This is a genomic window from Pseudonocardia pini (assembly GCF_013870575.1).
GTDB classification, from domain to species: Bacteria; Actinomycetota; Actinomycetes; order Mycobacteriales; family Pseudonocardiaceae; genus Pseudonocardia; species Pseudonocardia pini.
Genome location: NZ_JACBXB010000035.1, coordinates 1 through 16,293, shown reverse-complemented (window position 1 = coordinate 16,293; position 16,293 = coordinate 1). Strand labels below are relative to the sequence as shown.

The 16,293-nt window shown below is 73.4% G+C and carries 14 protein-coding genes and 1 pseudogene; 11 read left to right on the top strand and 4 right to left on the bottom strand.

The features are described 5' to 3' along the window. Positions 1 to 335 (bottom strand): annotated as a pseudogene (locus tag H5J29_RS04360) (hypothetical protein); the annotation flags it as partial. Positions 336 to 593: 258 nt separating this feature from the next. Here H5J29_RS04360 and H5J29_RS04355 point away from each other — a divergent pair. Genes H5J29_RS04355 through H5J29_RS04315 form a run of 9 tightly spaced genes read left to right on the top strand, consistent with a single transcriptional unit; the run spans position 594 to position 11,106 of the window. Further along, positions 594 to 1,550, top strand: a complete 957-nt coding sequence (locus H5J29_RS04355; protein ID WP_181779598.1) for a GDP-L-fucose synthase family protein — start codon at positions 594 to 596, stop codon at positions 1,548 to 1,550. Between the two features lie 30 nt (positions 1,551 to 1,580). Then, complete coding sequence (gmd, locus tag H5J29_RS04350) at positions 1,581 to 2,576, top strand: GDP-mannose 4,6-dehydratase (protein ID WP_181779597.1); 996 nt, start codon at positions 1,581 to 1,583, stop codon at positions 2,574 to 2,576. A gap of 1 nt (position 2,577) precedes the next feature. After that, on the top strand, positions 2,578 to 4,065 hold the full coding sequence (locus H5J29_RS04345) for a lipopolysaccharide biosynthesis protein (protein WP_181779596.1): 1,488 nt from the start codon (positions 2,578 to 2,580) through the stop codon (positions 4,063 to 4,065). Beyond that, positions 4,062 to 5,954 carry a tyrosine-protein kinase domain-containing protein gene (locus tag H5J29_RS36100; protein WP_181779595.1) on the top strand — a complete coding sequence of 631 codons (1,893 nt, stop codon included), beginning with the start codon at positions 4,062 to 4,064 and terminating at the stop codon, positions 5,952 to 5,954. Before H5J29_RS04345 ends, H5J29_RS36100 begins: the two co-directional genes overlap by 4 nt. A gap of 10 nt (positions 5,955 to 5,964) precedes the next feature. Beyond that, positions 5,965 to 6,789: a glycosyltransferase family 2 protein gene (locus H5J29_RS04335; protein WP_181779594.1), complete on the top strand. Its 825-nt coding sequence runs from the start codon at positions 5,965 to 5,967 to the stop codon at positions 6,787 to 6,789. Continuing rightward, complete coding sequence (locus tag H5J29_RS04330; RefSeq protein ID WP_181779593.1) at positions 6,786 to 7,919, top strand: glycosyltransferase family 4 protein; 1,134 nt, start codon at positions 6,786 to 6,788, stop codon at positions 7,917 to 7,919. The genes H5J29_RS04335 and H5J29_RS04330 overlap by 4 nt, the downstream gene beginning before the upstream one ends. Next, the gene (locus H5J29_RS04325; RefSeq protein WP_181779592.1) at positions 7,912 to 8,988 is read left to right on the top strand and encodes a glycosyltransferase family 4 protein; all 1,077 of its coding nucleotides are present in this window, start codon (positions 7,912 to 7,914) and stop codon (positions 8,986 to 8,988) included. The genes H5J29_RS04330 and H5J29_RS04325 overlap by 8 nt, the downstream gene beginning before the upstream one ends. Beyond that, positions 8,985 to 10,295, top strand: coding sequence for a hypothetical protein (locus tag H5J29_RS04320; RefSeq protein ID WP_181779591.1), 1,311 nt, complete (start codon positions 8,985 to 8,987; stop codon positions 10,293 to 10,295). Before H5J29_RS04325 ends, H5J29_RS04320 begins: the two co-directional genes overlap by 4 nt. A 1-nt stretch (position 10,296) precedes the next feature. Next, positions 10,297 to 11,106 carry a WecB/TagA/CpsF family glycosyltransferase gene (locus H5J29_RS04315; RefSeq protein ID WP_181779590.1) on the top strand — a complete coding sequence of 270 codons (810 nt, stop codon included), beginning with the start codon at positions 10,297 to 10,299 and terminating at the stop codon, positions 11,104 to 11,106. On the opposite strand, the gene H5J29_RS04310 is transcribed toward H5J29_RS04315, so the two are convergent. The 3 genes from H5J29_RS04310 to H5J29_RS04300 all read right to left on the bottom strand — a co-directional run bounded on the left by H5J29_RS04310 (position 11,103) and on the right by H5J29_RS04300 (position 14,260). Further along, positions 11,103 to 11,753, bottom strand: coding sequence for a PIG-L deacetylase family protein (locus tag H5J29_RS04310; protein ID WP_181779600.1), 651 nt, complete (start codon positions 11,751 to 11,753; stop codon positions 11,103 to 11,105). The genes H5J29_RS04315 and H5J29_RS04310 overlap by 4 nt on opposite strands. Positions 11,754 to 11,773: 20 nt before the next feature. After that, on the bottom strand, positions 11,774 to 13,312 hold the full coding sequence (locus H5J29_RS04305; protein WP_246393462.1) for a sugar transferase: 1,539 nt from the start codon (positions 13,310 to 13,312) through the stop codon (positions 11,774 to 11,776). A gap of 120 nt (positions 13,313 to 13,432) precedes the next feature. Further along, positions 13,433 to 14,260, bottom strand: coding sequence for a sugar phosphate nucleotidyltransferase (locus H5J29_RS04300; RefSeq protein ID WP_181779589.1), 828 nt, complete (start codon positions 14,258 to 14,260; stop codon positions 13,433 to 13,435). A 165-nt stretch (positions 14,261 to 14,425) separates the two neighbouring features. On the opposite strand from H5J29_RS04300, the gene H5J29_RS04295 reads away from it, so the two are divergent. Both H5J29_RS04295 and H5J29_RS04290 read left to right on the top strand, forming a co-directional pair. Further along, the gene (locus tag H5J29_RS04295) at positions 14,426 to 15,097 is read left to right on the top strand and encodes a phosphatase PAP2 family protein (protein ID WP_181779588.1); all 672 of its coding nucleotides are present in this window, start codon (positions 14,426 to 14,428) and stop codon (positions 15,095 to 15,097) included. Further along, positions 15,094 to 16,293 (top strand): MATE family efflux transporter (locus H5J29_RS04290; RefSeq protein WP_181779587.1); only part of this gene is annotated, 1,200 nt, incomplete at its 3' end. The genes H5J29_RS04295 and H5J29_RS04290, both read left to right, overlap by 4 nt.

Below are 16,293 nucleotides of genomic sequence, written 5' to 3'. Positions count from 1 at the left end.
CCGCCGTGGTGCAGCGAGGTGAGGGCGGGCGCGTCCTCGTCCACCCCGGGGATCGGGCGCAGCAGGCACTCGGCGTAGTTCAGCTCGAGGTCCGGGAAGAAGCGCGCGGTCTCGACGTCCTCGCCGACCAGCACCTTCTCGGCGGAGCCGGAGTAGGGGAGGCCGGACCAGACGAGCAGGGCGCGCCAGAACTCGGCGATCTCGCGGACCGACCAGTCGTGCAGCTCGGTGGGCCCGGGGAACGGGCGGCCCGCCCGCTGCGCGCAGAGCGCGGTGAACTCGGCGATCCGGGTCGCGGGACGGACACCGGCAGGAGCGGGCGGAACCAGGGTCACGCTCTGGTCCTCGACAGGTGCCGGATCGCCGTTACAGGACGTGTCGAAGACCGCTCGGCTGCCACGGAGCGTCAGAATGTGACCTAGTTCATCATCCACTCCGCACCGAAACGCCACGGTCGTCGGGAGCGAATCCCTGTGCACCGGGGCATCGCGGCTCGCAGGCTCCTGACACGTCGTGCGCGATGCGGCTGCCGTGACCCGTGCTCCCCGGACCGATCAGACCCGGACCGATCAGACGAGGGAGAGGTGGCCGGCGTGCGTCCCGTGCACCAGGACGACCGGATCTACGTGGCCGGACACCGCGGACTGGCGGGGTCGGCGATCTGGCGTGCCCTGGAGGGGGCGGGCTTCACCGACCTCGTCGGAGCGCGCTCCGCGGAGGTCGACCTGCGCGACCGGGCCGCCACCTTCGACTTCCTCGGCGACACCCGGCCCAGCGTCGTGGTGCTGGCCGCGGCCAAGGTCGGCGGCATCGCCGCGAACGACGCCTCGCCCGCGGACTTCCTGTCGGACAACCTGCGGATCCAGACGAACGTCATGGACGCCGCCCGGCAGGCGGGGATCGAGAAGCTGCTGTTCCTCGGGTCCTCGTGCATCTACCCCAAGTTCGCGGAGCAGCCGATCCGCGAGTCGAGCCTGCTGACCGGCAAGCTCGAACCCACCAACGACGCCTACGCCATCGCGAAGATCGCCGGGATCATGGCCGTCCAGGCCACCCGGCGGCAGGACGGCCTGCCCTGGGTCTCGGCCATGCCCACGAACCTCTACGGGCCCGGGGACAACTTCGACCCGGAGAAGTCCCACGTGCTCCCGGCCCTGATCCGGCGCTTCCACGAGGCGGCGGAGGCGGGGGCCGAGCAGGTCACGCTGTGGGGGAGCGGCACGCCGCGCCGCGAGTTCCTGCACGTGGACGACCTGGGTCGGGCGATCGTGCGGCTCCTCGACGTCTACGACGATCCCGAGCCGATCAACGTCGGCGTGGGCGAGGACGTCAGCATCCGCGAGCTCGCCGAGCTGGTCGCCGACGTCGTCGGCTTCCGCGGCGAGATCGTGCAGGACCGCACCCGACCCGACGGCACCCCCCGCAAGCTGCTCGACGTGAGCCGGATCAACGCCCTCGGGTGGCAGGCCTCGATCCCGCTCCGCGAGGGCGTCGAGAGCACCTACCGCTGGTTCGTCTCCCACCGGGCGGAGGCCCGACTCGCCGGCTGACCAGGCCCGCACCTTCCTAGGAGAACCCACATGAAGCGAGCCCTGATCACCGGTGTGACCGGCCAGGACGGCTCCTACCTCGCCGAGTTCCTGCTCGGCAAGGGGTACGAGGTGCACGGGCTGATCCGTCGCGCCTCGACCTTCAACACCTCGCGGATCGACCACATCTACACGGACCCGCACGAGGAGGGCGCGCGCTTCTTCCTCCACTACGGGGAGCTGACGGACGGCTCGCGCCTGGTCACGCTGCTGCAGCAGATCCAGCCCGACGAGGTCTACCACCTGGGTGCGCAGTCCCACGTGCGCGTGAGCTTCGACGAGCCGGAGTACACCGGGGACACCACCGGCGTGGGCACCACCCGGCTGCTCGAGGCCATCCGGATGATCGGCCTCGACTGCCGCTTCTACCAGGCGTCGAGCTCCGAGATGTTCGGCGCCACGCCGCCCCCGCAGAACGAGCTCACCCCGTTCCACCCCCGCAGCCCGTACGGCGCGGCGAAGGTCTACGGCTACTGGATGGCCCGCAACTACCGCGAGGCCCACGGGATGTACGCGGTCAACGGCATCCTGTTCAACCACGAGTCCCCGCGCCGCGGCGAGACCTTCGTGACCCGCAAGATCACCCGCGGGGTCGCCCGGATCAAGGCAGGCCTGGACCAGACGCTCTACCTCGGCAACCTCGACGCGGTCCGCGACTGGGGCTACGCCAAGGAGTACGTCGAGGGCATGTGGGCGATGCTGCAGGCCGACGAGCCGGACGACTACGTCCTGGCCACCGGCACCTCGTACACGGTGCGGGACTTCGTGGAGATCGCGTTCGAGCACGCCGGTCTGGACTGGGAGCGCCACGTGCGCTTCGACGAGCGCTACCTCCGTCCGTCCGAGGTGGACGCACTCATCGGGGATCCCTCGAAGGCCGCGGACAAGCTCGGCTGGAAGGCCGAGGTCCTCACCCCCGAGCTGGCGCGGCTGATGGTCGACGCCGACTACGACGCGGCGCTGGCCGAGGTCAGGAGCAAGGGCTGAGGTGACCATCCCGAAGGAGAGCGACGGGACGCTCGCCACCGTGCCGTTCGAGGCGGTGGCGCCTGCGCCTGCCGCCCCGGAGCCGACGTCCGCGGGCAGGCGGGTCGTCAAGGCGCTCGTCGCCTCCGGCGGGGCGAAGATGGTGGTGATGCCGGTCGCCGCGGTGGCGAACCTGGTCACCGCCCGGCTCATCACCGGCGCGGTCGGGATCGAGCTGTTCGGCGCGGTCATGCTGATCGCCACGCTGAGCCAGTCGCTCAACTTCGCGGACATGGGCGTGGGCGCCCCGGTCGCCACCGCCACCAGCAACATCGACGGCACCGCCGCCTCCGTGGAGCGCTTCCGGCGGATCCTGCTGACCGCCGTGCGCACGATGCTGATCTCGGCGACGGTGCTCGCCCTGGTCGCGCTGGGGCTCGCGGCCTTCGGGCTGTGGGCGCCGCTCCTCGGCATCCCCGAGGTCCCCACCGGACTGTCCGCGAGCACCGCCACCGCGCTGGCCCTGCTGGCGTTCAGCGCGTCCCTGCCCTTCTTCGTGGGGGAGGCGCTGCTGCGCGGCGGCGGCCGCACGCACCAGGCGGTGCTGCTCACCGGGCTGTCCGCGCCCGTCTCGCTCGTCCTGGTCCTGATCCTGCACGTGCTCGAGGCCCCCGCGTACACCTACGCGCTGGCGCTGCCGCTCGGCCTGCTCGCCGTGGCGCTCGGGTGCGGGATCCGCGGCCGGAGCGTGTTCAAGGACTCGCTGCACGGGCTGGCCGGGCAGATCCTGCGTCCGCGCCGCTACCCCGGGCTGCCGGTCGCCGCCATGGCGGTGCCGTGGTTCATCATCATGATCGGGCTGCCGATCGCTCTGCAGTCGGACCGGATCATCCTCGCCCAGCGGGCGGACGACGTCAGCCTGTCGCACTACACCTACGCCGCCCAGCTCTACCTCCCGATGTGGTCGGTCGTCGCCGTCGCCGCGCTGGCCCTGTGGCCGGTCTTCGCCAAGGCGGAGCAGAGGCCCGGCGGCATGCGGAGGAGCTGGCTGACCGGCACCGTCGTGCTCACCGGGGTCTCCGTGGTCTTCGCGGGCGGGCTGCTGCTGCTGGGCGGGCCCGTCATCGACTGGATGAGCGGCGGTGCCGCGCACCCCACGTGGTGGCTGCTGGGCGGCTTCGCCCTCCTGCTGGTCGTGCAGTCCGTGCACGTGACCAGCGGGATCATGTTGATCTCGCCGAGCCAGCTGCGGTTCCAGGCGGTGTGCGTGGTGCTCCTCGTGGTCACCAACGTGCCGCTGTCGTGGTGGCTCACCCCGTACCTCGGGGCCGCGGGCCCGGTGATCGCCTCGGCGGTCACGGTCCTCGTCTGCCAGCTCGTGCCCTGCGCGCTGCTGGCCTGGCGGGTCACCGGGCGGTCCGCACCCCCGACCACCGATCCCCGATCACAGCCCGACCCACCACAGGGCTCACCCGCCCTCAGGCCCGTGACGCCAGGAGAGAAGAAGTGACCGCCAAGCAATTCGTCCACGTGATCCGCGAGCGCTGGCGCGCCGTGGTCGCCTTCCTCCTGCTCGGGGTCGTCCTCGGCGTGCTCCTCGGGCTGTTCCGGCCGGTCACCTACGAGTCGTCGTTCACGATGCTGACGGTCGCGCCCGCGACCCAGGACGGGCAGGGCGCCTACGAGGGCGAGCTGCTGGCCCAGCAGCGCACCAAGTCCTACGTCCCGATGATCACCAGCGAGCGGGTGGCCGAGCGGATCATCCGGGACAACCGGTTCCCGGTGACGCCGAAGGAGATCACCAGCGCCATCACCGCGGTGAACGGCATCGACTCCGTGGTCACCACGGTCACGGTCAAGGCGGCCACCGCCGACAACGCGACCACCCTCGCGAAGGCCGTGGCGGACGTCTTCCCCAAGCTCGTCGGTGACTTCGAGCGGGAGTCCACGGCGGGCGGCCAGCCCGTCGTCACGATGCAGATCATCCAGCCGCCGACCCCGCCCGCCCCGCCGTCGTCCGGGCTGGTCCCGATGCTCGCCGTCGGCGTGGTGCTCGGCCTCGGTCTCGGCGTCGGCTACGCGTTGCTGCGCAACCTCCTCGACCGTTCGGTGAGGTCCTCCGCCGCGCTGGCCCAGCTCACCGGGGCCCCCGCAGTCGGCGCCACCACGATCGACGAGCACGCGGACCGGGCCCCGTACGTGCGGATCGCCGGGGTGGACGACCCCACGATCTCCGAGGACTTCCGGCAGCTGCGGATCAGCTTCGACGGGATCCGGAGCCGCTCCGGCGCCCGCGTCGTCGTGGTCACGAGCGCGCTGCCGGGCGAGGGCAAGACGACGACCGTCGTCAACCTGGCCGCCGCCTACGCCGCCGCGGGCACGAAGGTCCTCGTCGTCGACGGGAACCTCCGACAGCCCCGGGTCGCCGAGCGGCTCGGTCTCGAGCAGCGCCCCGGGCTCACCGACACGTTGGCGCGCAACGCCGAGCCGCGGGCGATGATCCAGCGCTACGAGCAGGGCGCGATCGACGTCCTCGCCGGGGGTGCCGTCGCCGCGAACCCGGGGGAGATCCTCGGCTCGCGGTCGATGTCGGCCCTGCTGAGCGAGCTGCGCCAGGCCTACGACCTGGTGCTGGTGGACACCCCGCCGCTGCTCTCGGCCACCGACGCCGCGGCCGTCACGCCGGGCACGGACGGCGTCCTGCTGGTCTCCCGGCACGGCCGGACGACGTCGGCGCAGATCGAGCGTGCGCTGGCGATCCTCGGGGCGGGCGAGGGCCGCATCCTGGGCACGGTCCTCACGATGGTCCCTCGCGACCGGACGCGGACCTGGGTCCCCTACGGCTCGGACGCGCCCGCGAACCTGTCGCCGGACGCCCCGCCCACCCCGTACGGCCCGGCGGCGCCCTCCCAGGCTCCCCAGTCCGTGCAGCCCCAGTCCGCACAGGCCCAGTCCGCGCAGGCTCCGCAGTCCCCCGGCCCGCAGGCCCCGCAGCCCCTCACCCCGGTCGCCGCCACGCCCGCTCCGGCCGAGCAGCCCGCGTCGCCCGCCCTGCCCGTGCTGCCCGCGCGCGTGCCGCTCCCGGCCCAGGCGGAGGTGTCCTCGGACGAGGCGGACTCCGCGGACGAGGCGGACCGGCCGGAGCCCGGCGCCGCCACCGAGGTGTCGAAGTCGTCGCGGTTCCCCAGGTTCTCGAGGCCTGCGAAGGTCGCGAAGTCCGGGAAGGCCCCGGAGCCGTCCGCCGCGTCGGCCTCGGTCGAGGAGTCCGGCGAGGCCGGATCGGAGCCCGAGATGGACGCCGAGGAGGAGGCCCTGCGCCGGGAGCAGCCCGAGCTGTTCGAGCCGACGCTGCGCATCCCGGCGAAGGCGCCGGCCCACGTCCCCGGCTCCCAGGGCTGAGGGCGACACCGTGGCCGACAGCGACACCGCACTCGACATCGACACCGGCACCCGGCCGCGCTTCACCGTGGTGACCATCGCGTACAACAACCTGGCGGGCCTGCGCCGGACCGTCGAGTCGGTCGACGCCCAGGACCACCCGTCGTACGAGCACCTCGTCATCGACGGCGCGTCCACGGACGGCACGGTCGACTGGCTGCGGGAGCTGCCGGAGAACCCGGCCCGGACCGTCGTGAGCGAGCCGGACAAGGGCATCTACGACGCGATGAACAAGGGTCTGCGGGCCGCCCGCGGCGAGATCCTGATCGTGATGAACTCGGGGGACACGTTCACCGGCCCCGACACGTTGTCGTTGATCGCGGCCGACCACGCCGAGCACGGCTGGGACTGGGCGTACGGGGCGATCCGGATGACCGACCCCACGGGGCGGCCGATCGGGGCCTACTCGTTCGACCCGTTCAAGCACCACCTGTTCACCCTCGGTCTCGCGTGGATCCCGCACGCCTCCGTGGCGGTGACCCGGGAGCTCGCCGACAAGCTCGGGCCGTACCGGGAGGACCTCGGCAGCGTCGCGGACCAGGAGTACCTGATGCGGGCGGCGGCCGTGGTGGCGCCGCGCGTGATCACCTGGTTCCTGGCGGACTACGAGATGGGCGGGGTCTCCCAGCAGTCGTCGGCCCGCGCGCGCGAGCTCGCGTGGCACCGCATGCGCGCGGAGACCGGCCAGCTGTGGCGCAACTCCCGGCTGGCGGACCGCGCCGTCGCGGAGACCCTCGCCTTCGGCCAGGTGCTCCGCGCCGCGGCCAAGCGGGTGCACGGCCAGGTGTCCGCATGAGGGGAGGGCGCACGATGAAGGTGCTGCTGCTGGCGCAGTCGATCGAGGGCGGCGGGGCGCAGGAGGTCTGCCGCGCCTGGGCCCGGGCCCTGGGCGGTGCGCACGAGGTGCGGATCCTCGTCCTGGACAGCTCCCCGGCGATGGCGGAGGCCCGGCGAGCGCTGGCGGGCATCCCCGTGGGCTGCGCCGCCGACGCGGGTGTCGGCTCGCACCGCGGGCGGGTCGCCTACGTCCGGCGGACGGTGGCGGACTGGCGCCCCGACGTCGTCCTCAGCCTCGAGACCTACCCGAACCTGGTCGCCCTGCTGGCCACGCGGGGCCTCGGCACGCGCACCGTGATCTCGGAGCACAACGTGCCCTCGATCCTGCTGCGCGTCGAGGGCCTGGCCAAGCGGGCCCAGCTGGTCCTCGCGAAGCGGCTCTACCGGCACGCGGAGTCGGTGATCTGTGTGTCGCACGCCGTGGCCACGGACATCCGCTGCAACTTCGGGGTGTCCGCGGACAAGGTCGCCGTCCTCCCGAACGGGGTGCTGGGCGGCGCCCTCGACTCCGACGCCGTCGCGGAACCCGTGCCGCTGCCGGGCCGGATCACCGTGCTGGTGCCCGCGCGCCTCGTCCCGCAGAAGCGACCCGCGCACTGCGTCGCGATCGCCGAGACCCTCGCCCTGCGTGGCGTGCGGACCACGCTGGTCTGGGTCGGGGACGGCACCGAGCAGCTGCGCTCCGGCATGGTCGAGATCGTGCGCGAGAAGTGGCGGGACGACTGGCACACACTCGCGGACGAGGAGACGGTCGTGCTCCTCGGCTCGGCCTACGAGGGCTTCGGGAACGTCCTGGTGGAGGCGGCGAACCGGCGCATCCCGGTCGTCGCCGGGTCCACCGCGCTCGGCTGCGCCGACGCGATCGTCCCCGGGGTCACCGGGTTCCTCGCGGCCACGGACACCCCGGAGAGCTACGCCGACGCGGTCCAGGAGGCCCGGATGCTCACGGGTGGCTCCACACTGGACAGCTGGCTGCGGCAGTTCTCCGCCGCGACCACCGCCCGCAGGCTCGAGAGCGTGCTGGGGCTGTCGACCGTGTCCGCGCCGCGTGCCTCGCCCGCGGTCCGGACCGGGGCCGGTCATGGCTGAGCGGCGGCTCCGGGTCCTGATGGCGGGCCCGGATCCCGCGGGGATGGGCGGCATGGAGACCGCGGCGGCGTTGTTCCTGCGCCACGCCGACGCGGACGTGCGGTACGTCTCGACGTACCGGGCGGCCGGTGCCGTCGGCAGGCTCCGGCTCTGGCTGCAGGCCTGGGCCCAGGTCGCGGTGGCGCTGGTCCGCGACCGGCCGGACGTGGTGCACGTGCACCTGTCCGAGCGGCTCAGCATCTTCCGGGACGGCGGGGTCCTCGCGCTCGCGCGGCTGGCCCGCGTCCCCGCCGTGCTGCACTGCCACGGCGCCGAGTTCGAGCCCTCCTTCCTCGCCCTGCCCGGCCCGCTGCGCAAGGCGGCCCGGGCGGTGCTGCGCTCGGCCTCCGCGGTGCTGGTGCTCGGCGAGCGCTGGGTGGAGCGCTACGCCGAGCTGCTCGACCTCCCGCGCGAGCGCTTCACGATGCTCTACAACCCGGTCGAGCTGCCCGCGGACCCGCCCGCGCGGCAGTCGGGGGAGGGTCCCGTCCGGGTCCTGTTCCTCGGCAGGCTCGGTCCGCGCAAGGGCGTCTACGACGTCGTCAAGGCCTGTGCGGCGCTGCCCGCGGAGGTCCGCGGGCGGGTGGAGCTGCGCATCGGCGGCGACGGGGACGTCGCGGCGCTGAGCGACCTCTGCCGGGCCGAGCTGGGTCCCGCCGCATCGGTGCTCGGCTGGCTGGACCCGGCGGCGAAGGCGGCCGAGCTGGCCGCGGCCGACGTCTTCGTGCTGCCGAGCCACGACGATGGCCTGCCGATGGCGCTGCTCGAGGCCATGGCCTGGGGCCTGGTGCCCGTGGTGTCCACGGCGGGCGCGATGGGCGAGGTCGTCCGGGACGGGACCAACGGGCTCATCGTCCGCGCCGGCGACCCGGCCGACGTCGAGGCCGCGCTCCGGCGGGTCGTCGCCGACGACGCGCTGCGGGCCGAGCTGTCCCGCGCGGCGCGGGCGGACGCCGAGTCCTTCGCCGTCGGGCCCTACATGGACAGCGTCCGTGCACTGTGGACCCAGGCCGTCGGGTCCCGCCGGTGACCGCACCGGTGGAGGCGGCGCCGTCGACGGGCGGGCGCGTGGTCGGCGCGGCGCGGGAGGTCCCCTGGCTCGCCCTGCTGCCGCTGTCCATCGCGGTGCCGATCCTGGAGAGCAACCCGCTGCTCGCCGCCCACTCGCTGTGGGCGCCGATCAGTGTGCTCCTGCTGGTGCACTCCTATCGCACCCTGCCCAAGACGCCGCTGCGGTCCTTCTGGCTGTGGGTGCTCGCCGCCGCGGCGGTCGGCACGCTCGGCTCGGCGACGCTGGCCGGGGCGCCGCTGTCCGAGGCCGTCGGGCCGGTGATGGCGATCGGCAGCGTGACCGGCACGATCTACTTCATCCGGGCGATGGCGGTGCGCGGCCGCCGCTTCCTGTGGACGGCCACGAGCTCGATCGGCGTCGGCATGCTGTACCACGCCTATGAGCTGATCCCGCTGTCCGCGGACGTCGCGGGGAACCCCTGGAAGTTCGGGATCGGGTACTCGATCTCGATCATCGTCCTGTCGGTGTGCGCGTGGATCGGCCGGACGTGGCTCGTGGTCGCGGCCGCGCTGGTGCTGGCCGCCGTGTCGTTCTCCGAGGCGACCCGCGCCCTCGGCGTCGTGTTGGCGTTGGCCGCGTTCGTCCTGCTGATCTCCCGGATCGCGCGCGACCAGCCGACGTTCACCCGGGTCGGCGGCAGGCTCTGCGTGGCCGCGCTGCTGGGGACGACGGCGTACTTCGGGGCGGACGCCCTGCTCAACAGCGAGCTGTTCGCCTCCTCCGCGGAGCGCTTCGCCGAGCAGGCCGAGGTCAACGACAACTCGCTGCTCGCGGGCCGCACGGAGCCGCCGATCTCGATCGCGGCCATCACCGAGAGCCCGATCGTCGGCCAGGGGCCCCGCCCGGTGCCGACCAACGCGATCGTCGACCGGGCGATCGTCGTGGCGCAGGACCTGGGCTACCGGCAGATCGACAACCTCGTGAAGTGGTGGACCCAGGACAACACGATCTACATGCACTCCGTGCTGGCGGACTCCTGGGTGCGCTCGGGGCTGCTCGCCGCCGCCACCTACCTGCTGGCGCTGGGCTACTTCGTGGCCACGGTGTTCCGGGCGCTCCTCGGCTCGGTCGCCTTCTCCGCGTTGGCGGTGTTCGTGGTCGCGCAGTCGACGTGGGACGTGCTGTTCTCCCCGCCCGCCTACGGCCAGCTCATCCTGATCGGGCTCGCGGTGGGGCTCGCGGGCGTGACCAGGATCGGTGGGCCACCCTCGGCGGACCCCCCGGCCGTCGAGCCCGAGCAGGGCGTTCTCGTGGGAGCGAGGTGACATGACCGCACCCCCGCACACCCTCTGCGCCGCCCACCACGTCCGGATCGCCGGGATCGAGGTCTGCAGCGTCACGGAGGCCGAGGTCGCCGACCTGGCCCGCCGGGCGTGGGCACAGGGCTCGGGCTGTCAGGTCGTCACGGCCAACACCGACATCCTGCGGCACGCGGCGCGCGACCCCGCGGCCAAGGCACTGGTGGACCGGGCCACGGCGGTGGTGGCCGACGGGATGCCGCTGATCTGGGCCTCGCGGATCCTCGGCGACCCGCTCCCCGAGCGGGTCACCGGCAGCTCGCTCATCTTCTCGCTGAGCGAGGCCGCCGCCGCGGAGGGCCGCACGGTCTACGTCCTCGGCGGCGCCCCGGGCGTCCCCGAGAAGGCGGCCGAGCGGCTGCGCGAGCGCTGTCCCGGGCTGCAGGTCGCCGGCACGGACTCACCCCCGTTCGGCTTCGACGCGGATCCGGCGGCGGTCGCGGCGGTCGTCGAGCGGGTGCGGGCCTCGTGTGCCGACATGGTGTTCGTCGGCATGGGGTTCCCGCGGCAGGAGCAGCTGATCGAGCGCCTCGTCGAGGCCCACCCGCAGGCCTTCTACCTCGGCTGCGGCGCCGCGGTCCCGATGGCCGCGGGCGTGGTCGACCGGGCCCCCGGCCTGCTCCAGCGCAGCGGCCTGGAGTGGCTGTACCGCCTGCTGCGCGAACCGGGCAGGCTCGCGCGCCGCTACCTGCGCAACGACCTGGTCTTCGCGCTCGGCCTGATGGTCAGCACCTCGCGCATCCGGGTCACCACCCGCGGTGGGAGCGCGGCGGACTAGCCGACCGGCGTGCCGACGAGCAGCCGGGTCGGGTGGAAGCCCTCGGCGTACCGGCACCCGGCCTGCACCCCGCGGATGCGCACCAGGCTGCGGAAGGTCTCCTCGTCGAACCAGGCGCGGGAGGTCTGCGACGGGTAGTGCTCGTGCAGCAGCGCGATCTTGTCCCGGACCTGGGACTCGGTCAGCGGCCAGAACACGGCGGGCTGCTCGAGGTCCGGCTCGGCCTTGAGCACCTCGTAGCCGAGGATCAGGTGGTCGCGGAACACCGTCGGCGCGAGCCGTGCGAGCCCCCGGTGGTCCTGGTGGTTGTCGTGCCCCGCGGTCGCCAGCACCAGGTCGGGATCGCACCGCTGCCGCAGGTCCTCCAGCGCCTCCTTCGCCCGGTTCCAGTGCGCGGGCAACCGCCCGTCGGGGATGTCGAGCGTCGTGAGCTCGAGCTTGGCGTCGGGACAGAGCGCGCGCAGCGCCGCCTCCTCCTCGGCCCGGCGGAGGGGATCGGCGGCGCACAGCACGAGCGCGTGCACCCGCAGCCCGGGCCGTCGCACGCAGAGGTCACGCACGGCACCCCCGGCGCCGATCGCGACGTCGTCGCAGTGGGCCCCGAGCAGGACGACCTCGTCGACCTGCTCCGGTCTCAGTACCGACATCATGGGCCGTCTCCCGGTGGTCAGTAGGCGCCGCGGCCGGTGAGCACCGCGCCGATGGTCTTCCAGAGGATCGTGAGGTCGAGTGCGGGCGACCAGTTCTCGACGTAGCGCAGGTCGAGCCGGACGGACTCCTCCCAGCTCAGGTCGCTCCGCCCGCTGACCTGCCACAGACCCGTCATGCCCGGTCGGACGAGCAGCCTGCGGCGCGCGGCCGCCGCGTAGGTGGCGACCTCCTCGGGCAACGGCGGCCGGGGCCCGACCAGCGACATCGATCCGCCGAGGACGTTGAGCAGCTGGGGGAGCTCGTCGATCGAGTACCGCCGCAGGGTCGTCCCGATCCGCGTCACCCGGGGGTCGCGAGCGATCTTGAACAGGGTCCCGCCCTCGACCTCGTTCGCGCGCAGCAGCGCGGCCCGACGCCGGTCGGCGTCGGTCACCATCGAGCGGAACTTGATCATCTGGAACGACCTGCCGTTCGCGCCGATCCGCTCCTGCCGGTAGAACACCGCGCCCCGGTCCTCCAGCGTGATCGCGATGGCGATCGCCACGAACACCGGCGCGACGAGGACGAGCAACAGCGCCGCCACCGCGCGGTCCATGCTCGCCTTGAGAAGCCGCGCCAGCCCGGTGAAGCGCGGGCGCGACAGCCGCAGGACGGGCATCCCGTCCATCGGGGTGATGTGCAGTCGCGGGCCCGCGATCTCCATGAGCCCCGGGTCCACCACCAGCTCCGCGTCCGTGCACTCCAGCTCCCAGGCCAGCCGCTGCAGCCGACCGGGCCCCCAGCCGTGTGCCTTCGTCACGGCGACGATGCTGTACCCGCCCTCGGAGGCGAGGCGGCCCACCGAGTCGAGGTCCCCGACCACGTCGACACCGAGGATCGAGGAGGTCTCGGTGACCCCGGTCTGCGTCGGGGTGCACGCACCGACGATGTGCCACCCGAAGTAGGGATCGCGCCTGCTCCGCATGATCAGGTCGGCCACCGCCTCCGCGTTCCCCACCGCCAGGACCGGGAACGTGCACCGCCCGCGGGCCCGTGCCCGGTGCAGCCGCTTGCGCAGCAGGAACCGGCCGCCCGCGACCGCCACACCGGTCAGCGGAACGAGGACGAACACCCAGATGCGGACGGAGCTGACCAGGAAGACCAGGCCGCCGAGCGCGAGCACCACCACCGCGCCGACGGTGGCGTTGCCGATCCGCCGGAACTCGGCGGAGCCCGTGCCGAGGACCGACACGTCCCAGGCCCTGGCCAGCGGCAGGGCCGCGACCAGCAGCGCGGCGCCGATCAGCGCGCAGACCAGCATCGCCCGGTTCGCCGCGTGCTGGTCGCCCCAGAGGACCAGGACGACGACCGCGGTGATCGTGGCGATCACCGCGACGTCCATCGTGATCGCGCTGCGGCGCAGGACGGTGGGCCAGCGGAGTCCGTTGCGGACGACGGGGGACAGCACGACCCGCGAGCCGTCCTCGACGGGGGATCGCGCCCGCGGAACCCCGGCGTCCCGCGTGGCGCTCAGCTGCTCGCCCTCGCCGTCGCCCGCCCATGTCGGCACGTCCATCGGTGTCGCCTCCGATCGAGCTCACCGAGAGGCAGCGACGGTGCGGCACTCCGGCGAGCTGCAGCCACCAGACGGTTCGATCGAGCCGAACGCGCCGTTACGCGGCGCGTTCGCGGTGGATCACCGCTCGATGGCGGTGAGCTCGGCGATCGCGGCCTGCAACGGGTCCCGATCGGCGGGGGAGTCCCACACCATCCAGGGACGGTTGCCGGACTGGTAGGCAGCCTCGAGCGCCGTCCGCTCCTTGACCGTGTCCGCCGGGTGCCAGAAACCCTTGTGGCGGTAGCCGAACATCCGGCCCTGGCGGGCGAGCGGGGCACAGACGTCCCCGATCAGGTCGCACCCCTCCGTGAGGTGCTCGAAGACCTCCGGGCGGAAGATCAGGTAACCGCCGTTCTCCCACAGCGGCATCTGCTGCAGGCTGCTGATCGTGGCCAGCCGACCGTCCTCGTCGACGTCGACGCAGTGGAAGGCGGACTGGGGCGGGACGGCCATCAGCCCGCCGATCGCGTCGCTCGCCCGGAAGCGGGAGACCATCTCGTCGAGCGGGGCGTCGGTCAGGACGTCCGCGTAGTTCGCGAGGAACATCTCGTCGTCGCGGACGAACGGCTCGACCCGGCGCAGCCGCTCACCGATCGCGGAGTCCAGACCGGTGTGGACGAACGTGATCGTCCAGTCCTTGATGTCGCTGCCGAGGAGCTCGACCTCGGCGCCGTGCAGGACGAAGTCGTTCGACGCCGTCTCGTCGTAGTTGAGGAAGAAGTCCTTGATGTGGTGGGCCCCGTAGCCCAGGCAGAGCACGAACTCGGTGTGTCCGAAATGGGCGTAGTACCGCATGACGTGCCAGATCAGTGGTCTGGGACCGACCGGATGCATCGGCTTGGGCAGGTCCGACCCGCCGTCGCGCATCCGCATGCCGTAACCGCCACAGAACAGAACGACCTTCACAGCTGGCCCCCTTTGGACAGCTTCGAATGGTTGCTATCGCGCTGGTTCGGCGGCGGGGGGTCCGGCGTTAACGGGTCGACGGGGTTTTCGTCCGGTGCCGGGGTAACACCGGTCCGACCCGGGGCGAGTCGACCGGGGACACAGTCCAGCGGTGGGGGTGGTGGCGTGACGAGCGACGGGCTCGCGGCCACCCACCCGCTGCGCTACCCCGGGGCCTGGGTGCAGGCCGGGGTCGGCGGGACGCTGCTGCTGGTACTCGGTGTCCTCGTCGCGGACACGCACGCCCCCGGACCGGTGGACACGCTCCTCTCGGGCGCGGTGTCCCGCGCCTCGCCCTGGCCCGCGGTCGCGCTCGCCGTCGACTGGCTGGGCGAGCCGGTGGGCGCCCTGCTCGTGGCCGCGACGCTGTCCGCGGTCCTGCTGGTCGCGCGACGGCCGCGGTTCGTGGTCGTGCTGGTCGCCTCGCAGGCGTCGGTGCTGGTCCTGGGCGACGCGCTGAAGATCGCCGTGGGCCGCACGATCCACGAGGGCAGTCCCAGCTACCCGAGCGGACACACCGCGGGAGCCGTCGCGTTCGCCCTGGTCCTCGGCCTGTTCCTCGCCGACGTCGGCGGGCTGCGGGGCGGGGTGGAGGCGGTGGCGGTACTCGCCCTCGGCCTCGTCGCCGCGCTCGTCGCGGGCTGGGCCCAGGTCGTCCTGGATGCGCACTACCCCACCGACACGGTCGGCGGGCTGTTCCTCGGCGTCGCCGTGGTCCCGGTCTGGGCGCAGGTGGTCGACGGGGTCGCCGACCGACGGCGGGGTCGGGTGCCGCCGGACTCCCTGGGTCCGCGGTGACGGTCCGGGCCACCGTCGGCAGGCTGCGCCACGGCACGAGCCGCACGGTCGTACGCCGGATGGGCTGGGGCCTCGCGGACCAGGCGGTCTCCAGCATCACGAACTTCCTGGTGGGGGTCGTGGCGGCCCGCACCCTCGGGGCCACCGACTTCGGCCTCTTCAGCCTGGCGTGGGTGACCTTCGGGCTGGTCCTGAACGTCTCGCGGGGGCTCGCCTCGGACCCCCTCGTGGTGCGGTTCAGCGGGCCCGCGGACGAGCGGTGGCGGGAGGCCGCGCGGCGCGGCACGGGGACCGCCCTCCTGGTCGGGTGCGCCGGCGGCGTGCTGGCCGCGGGCGCCGGGGCCCTCCTCGGGGGCGGGCTCGGCGCGGCCCTCGTGGGGCTCGGGGCCGTCCTCCCGTTCCTCGTGCTGCAGGACTGCTGGCGCTTCACGTTCTTCGCCGCGGGCCGGGGCCGGGCGGCCTTCCTCAACGACCTGGCGTGGGGCCTCGCGCTGGTCCCGGCCCTGGTCGTGGCCGACCCGCACCCGGCCGCGGTGTGGTTCGTCGTCGCCTGGGGGGTGTCCGGGGGCGTCGCCGCCGCCGTGGGGCTGGTCCAGGCGCGACTGGTGCCCGACGTCCGCAAGGGGTGGCGCTGGGTCACCGACCACCGCGACCTCGGGCTCCGCTACATGGTCGAGAACCTCTGCCAGAGCGGGGCCGGACAGATCCGGATGTACGGCCTCGGGGCCATCGCCGGGGTCGCCGCGGTGGGCACGGTCCGGGGTGGTGAGCTGCTGGTCGGGCCGTTCCTCGCCGTCCTCATGGGGGTCAACCTCGTCGCCGTCCCCGAGGCGACCCGGGTGGTGCGCCGTGCGGTGGGCAGGCTGCGGGCGTTCTGTCTGGTCGTCGGCGGGGTGCAGTGGGGCGCGGCCCTGTGCTGGGGGCTCTGCCTGCTGTTCCTGCTCCCCGACGAGGTCGGGAGCTACCTGCTCGGCTCCGTTTGGCCCGCGGCGTCGCCGCTGATCGTCCCGGCGATCCTCGCGGTGATGAGCGCGGGACTGTCCTCCGGGGCGTCGACCGGGCTCCGGGCCCTGGGCGCCGCCGCGCTCGGCCTGCGGGCCCAGCTGATCGCCTCGGCGTGCTACGTCGCAGGCGGCCTGACCGGCGCGGTCCTGGGCGGGGCCCTCGGATCCGCCTGGGGGGTCGCCCTCGGAGCC

Coding starts and splice junctions, on each gene's coding strand:
- H5J29_RS04310 (WP_181779600.1), bottom strand. CDS start 11,753: ATGTCGGTACTGAGACCGGAGCAGGTCGACGAGGTCGTCCTGCTCGGG.
- H5J29_RS04330 (WP_181779593.1), top strand. CDS start 6,786: ATGAGGGGAGGGCGCACGATGAAGGTGCTGCTGCTGGCGCAGTCGATC.
- H5J29_RS04305 (WP_246393462.1), bottom strand. CDS start 13,312: ATGGACGTGCCGACATGGGCGGGCGACGGCGAGGGCGAGCAGCTGAGC.
- H5J29_RS04325 (WP_181779592.1), top strand. CDS start 7,912: ATGGCTGAGCGGCGGCTCCGGGTCCTGATGGCGGGCCCGGATCCCGCG.
- H5J29_RS04315 (WP_181779590.1), top strand. CDS start 10,297: ATGACCGCACCCCCGCACACCCTCTGCGCCGCCCACCACGTCCGGATC.
- gmd (WP_181779597.1), top strand. CDS start 1,581: ATGAAGCGAGCCCTGATCACCGGTGTGACCGGCCAGGACGGCTCCTAC.